The following is a 3,562-nucleotide window of genomic DNA, read 5'->3' as shown; positions in this document are numbered from 1 at the left end:
GGCTCCTGCCTGGTCCGCAGCCAGTTGGTGACCGGGAAGCGGCGATCGGCGAGATGGTCGAAAAACGGAGCCGCGGGAATGAGCCCCGGCACCGCGACGATCTCCCAACCGGTCAGTTTGCGCAGCTTGGCGCTGACCTCGTCGAAGTCGGGAATACGGTCGAGCAGGCCGAGTTTTTCGACGCCGTCGAGGTAGGAATGGTGGGCGAGCTTGCGCGTCAGTCTGGTCTGGCGGTCGCACAGCGTGCGCCACACCGCCTGCTCTTCATCGCTGTAATCGTAACCCTGCGACACGGTGAAATCAGCACGGCAGACCGAGTAGTCGCCTCGCAATCCTTGCGCCGCGCAGTCGCGGGCGTATTCGGCAACGCTCATCGTCGTCATGGTTTTTCTCCTCGCAAAGCAAATCGCTGACGTGCTGAACGTTAAGCGGATTTGCGGAGGCGAATCGGTTTTGATGATGGTTCGAATTCGGAAATCGGGATAATATTCACTCAGAAATTCCCAGGAAGGAGTGAAAATGCCTCGATTCGATGATTTCGAGATCAAGATGCTCGATGTCCTGCAGCGCGACGGGCGCAAACCGGTTTCAGAGCTGGCGCAAGAGATCGGCCTGTCGACGACACCATGCGCGCGGCGCTTCGAGGCGCTGCAGGAGGCCGGCATCATCAAGGGATTTGCCGCCGTGATCAGCCGCCGCGCTGTCGGGCTGATGGTCGAGGTGTTCATCCAGGTGCGCCTCGTCAGCCACAGCGACGGCTCGCCCGAAAGCTTCATCGCCGCCGTGCAGCGCATGGACGAGGTTTCCTCGTGCTGGACGATGACCGGCGACCATGACTTTCTGCTGCATGTCATGGTGCCGTCGGTCGACGAGCTCAACGCTTTCGTCATGCACCGGCTGATGCGGCTCGACGGCGTGCGCGACGTCCACACGCAGTTGGTGCTGCAGAACATCAAGGGCCCGGGCCATGTGCCGCTCGGGCATCTCAGGCGATGACAATGCCTGCCCTTCGCACTCCTTGAGGAAAAGCTGCACGCAAACTGCTGAAACGGGCCAAGCGCGTGTCCACATCGCCGGCCAGCTTGTGCGGACCAACTGCCCAGGAGGTCCGCCATGAAAATCGTCCTGATCAATCCGCCGCACACCGCCATCGGCAGCCGCGTGCCCGACGATCACCTGCCGCCGCTCGGCCTGCTGGCGATCGGCGGGCCGCTGATCGATGCCGGCCATCAGGTGCGCCTCGTCGACGCCGAGTTCGGGCCGATGCCGCTCGATGACGTCGTGCGCAGCGCACTGGAGGACCACCCCGACTTCGTCCTGATCGGCCATTCCGGCTCGACCTCGGCGCACCCGACCGCCTTGGCGATCGCGCGCATGATCAAGGAGCGCGAGCCGGCGACCATCATCATCTATGGCGGCGTTTTCCCGACCTATCATTGGCGCGACATCCTGGCCGCTACCGATGCCTTCGACTTCATCGTGCGCGGCGAGGGCGAAGCGACGGTGGTGGCGCTGGTCGAAGGGCTGGAAATGCGCCAGCCGCCGGCGAGCGTGGCCGGCATCGCCTATCGCGACGATCTCAGCCGCCCCTTCGCCACACAGGCGGCCATGACCATTGCCGACCTCGACGCCTACCGCGTCGGCTGGGAACTGATCGACCATACCAGTTACAGCTACTGGGGCGGCAAGCGGGCCGTGGTCATGCAGTTTTCGCGCGGCTGTCCGCATCTGTGCAACTATTGCGGCCAGCGCGGCTTCTGGACCCGCTGGCGGCATCGCGATCCGGTGAAATTCGCCAGGGAGATCGCATGGCTGCATCGCCAACATGGCGTCGAGCTCATCAATCTCGCCGACGAGAATCCGACGGTCTCGAAGAAAGCCTGGCGGGCCTTCCTCGATGCCCTGATCGCCGAGAACGTGCCGGTGCTGATCGTCGGTTCGACCCGTGCCGACGACATAGTGCGCGATGCCGACATCCTGCATCTCTACCGCAAGGCCGGTGTCATCCGCTGGCTGCTCGGCATGGAAAACACCGACGAGCAGACGCTTCAATTGATCCGCAAGGGCGGCAGCACCTCATCCGATCGCGAGGCGATAAGGCTGCTGCGTCTCAGCGGCATCCTGTCTATGGCGACCTGGGTGTCCGGCTTCGAGGACGAAGGGTTTCGCGACCTGTGGCGCGGCTTTCGCCAACTCATCGCCTACGACCCCGACCAGATCCAGGCGCTTTATGTGACGCCGCATCGCTGGACGCCGTTCTTCCGCATCGCGCGGGATCGCAAGGTGATCCAGCAGGATGCGCGCCTGTGGGACTACAAGCACCAGGTGCTGCAGATGACGCGGCTGAGGCCGTGGATGCTGTTCTTCAGCGTCAAGCTGATCGAGCTAGCGGTGCAATCACGGCCGAAGGCGCTGGCCCGCATCCTGTTCCACAAGGATCCCGAGCAGCGCCATTCGATGCGCTGGTACACACAGATGGGCCGCCGCGTGTGGTTCCGCGAGGTCTGGGGCTTTCTGGTCCGCGACATCAGGGTGAAAGACGGCCCGACGCTGGCCGAATTCTGGGGCGCGCCGCAGGACGCCGAGGAGGAATCGATGTCCGTTCGACGCCCGGCCCGAAAGCCCGCCATTCCCACCATCGACAATATTGAAGATTCCGAGGCGAGAAAGTTAGCCGGCTGACGAGCCCCTCAGGGCACGATCAGCGTGCCGGCGCCATGTTCGGTGAACAGTTCCAGCAGCACCGCATGCGGGGTCTTGCCGTTGAGGATGACGACGCCTTCGACGCCGCGCTCGATCGCTTCGATGCAGGTCTCGACCTTGGGGATCATGCCGCCCGAGACCGTGCCGTCCTTGATCAGCGCCTTGGCCTCGGCCACGGTCAGTTCGTCGATCAGCTTCTTGTTCTTGTCGAGCACACCCGGCACGTCGGTGAGGAACAGCAGGCGCGTCGCCTGGCAGGCGCCGGCAATGGCGCCGGCGAAGGTGTCGGCGTTGATGTTGTAGGTGTGGCCATCGCGTCCCGGCGCCACCGGCGCCAGCACCGGGATCATTTCGGAGCGTGCCAGAAGATCAAGCAAGGTACGGTCGACCTCGACCGGCTCGCCGACGAAGCCGAGATCGAGCACGCGCTCGATGTTGGAGTCCGGATCGATCATGGTCTTGCGGGCCTTTTCGGCGAACACCATGTTGCCGTCCTTGCCGCACAGGCCGATCGCCCATTCGCCCTCGGCGTTGATCAGCGCGACGATCTCCTTGTTGATCGAACCGGCCAGCACCATTTCGACGATCTCGACCGTCTTCTGGTCGGTGACGCGCAGGCCGCCTTCGAACTTGGATTCGATGCCCATCTTGGCCAGCATGGCGCCGATCTGCGGGCCGCCGCCGTGGACGACGATCGGGTTGACGCCGGATTGCTTGAGCAGCGCGATGTCGCGCGCGAAGGCCTTGCCGAGCTCGATGTCGCCCATGGCATGGCCGCCATATTTCACCACGACCGTCTTGTGCTCGTAGCGCTGCATGTAGGGCAGCGCTACGAGCACAAGACGGTCGTGGTGAAATA

3 protein-coding genes and 1 pseudogene are annotated in these 3,562 nt (G+C 63.6%); 2 read left to right on the top strand and 2 right to left on the bottom strand.

The window, feature by feature from the left end:
• Nucleotides 1-383 (bottom strand): annotated as a pseudogene (locus EN991_RS27940) (phenylalanine 4-monooxygenase); the annotation flags it as partial.
• 136 nt (nucleotides 384-519) lie between these two features.
• Between EN991_RS27940 and EN991_RS27935 the strand changes: the two are divergent.
• Together EN991_RS27935 and bchE are read left to right on the top strand one after the other, a co-directional pair.
• The gene (locus EN991_RS27935) at nucleotides 520-996 is read left to right on the top strand and encodes an Lrp/AsnC family transcriptional regulator (RefSeq protein ID WP_024502088.1); all 477 of its coding nucleotides are present in this window, start codon (nucleotides 520-522) and stop codon (nucleotides 994-996) included.
• A gap of 117 nt (nucleotides 997-1,113) precedes the next feature.
• Entirely contained in the window at nucleotides 1,114-2,682 is a 1,569-nt protein-coding gene (bchE, locus tag EN991_RS27930; protein WP_063170941.1) for a magnesium-protoporphyrin IX monomethyl ester anaerobic oxidative cyclase, read from the top strand.
• 8 nt (nucleotides 2,683-2,690) lie between these two features.
• On the opposite strand, the gene argB is transcribed toward bchE, so the two are convergent.
• Nucleotides 2,691-3,542 carry an acetylglutamate kinase gene (argB, locus tag EN991_RS27925; RefSeq protein WP_127369963.1) on the bottom strand — a complete coding sequence of 284 codons (852 nt, stop codon included), beginning with the start codon at nucleotides 3,540-3,542 and terminating at the stop codon, nucleotides 2,691-2,693.
• Nucleotides 3,543-3,562: the final 20 nt, after the last annotated feature.

This window comes from Mesorhizobium sp. M7A.F.Ca.US.005.03.2.1, assembly GCF_003997795.1.
GTDB lineage: Bacteria > Pseudomonadota > Alphaproteobacteria > Rhizobiales > Rhizobiaceae > Mesorhizobium > Mesorhizobium ciceri.
Note: the sequence above shows the minus strand (reverse complement) of the source record. Positions and strands in the feature narration are given on the sequence as shown.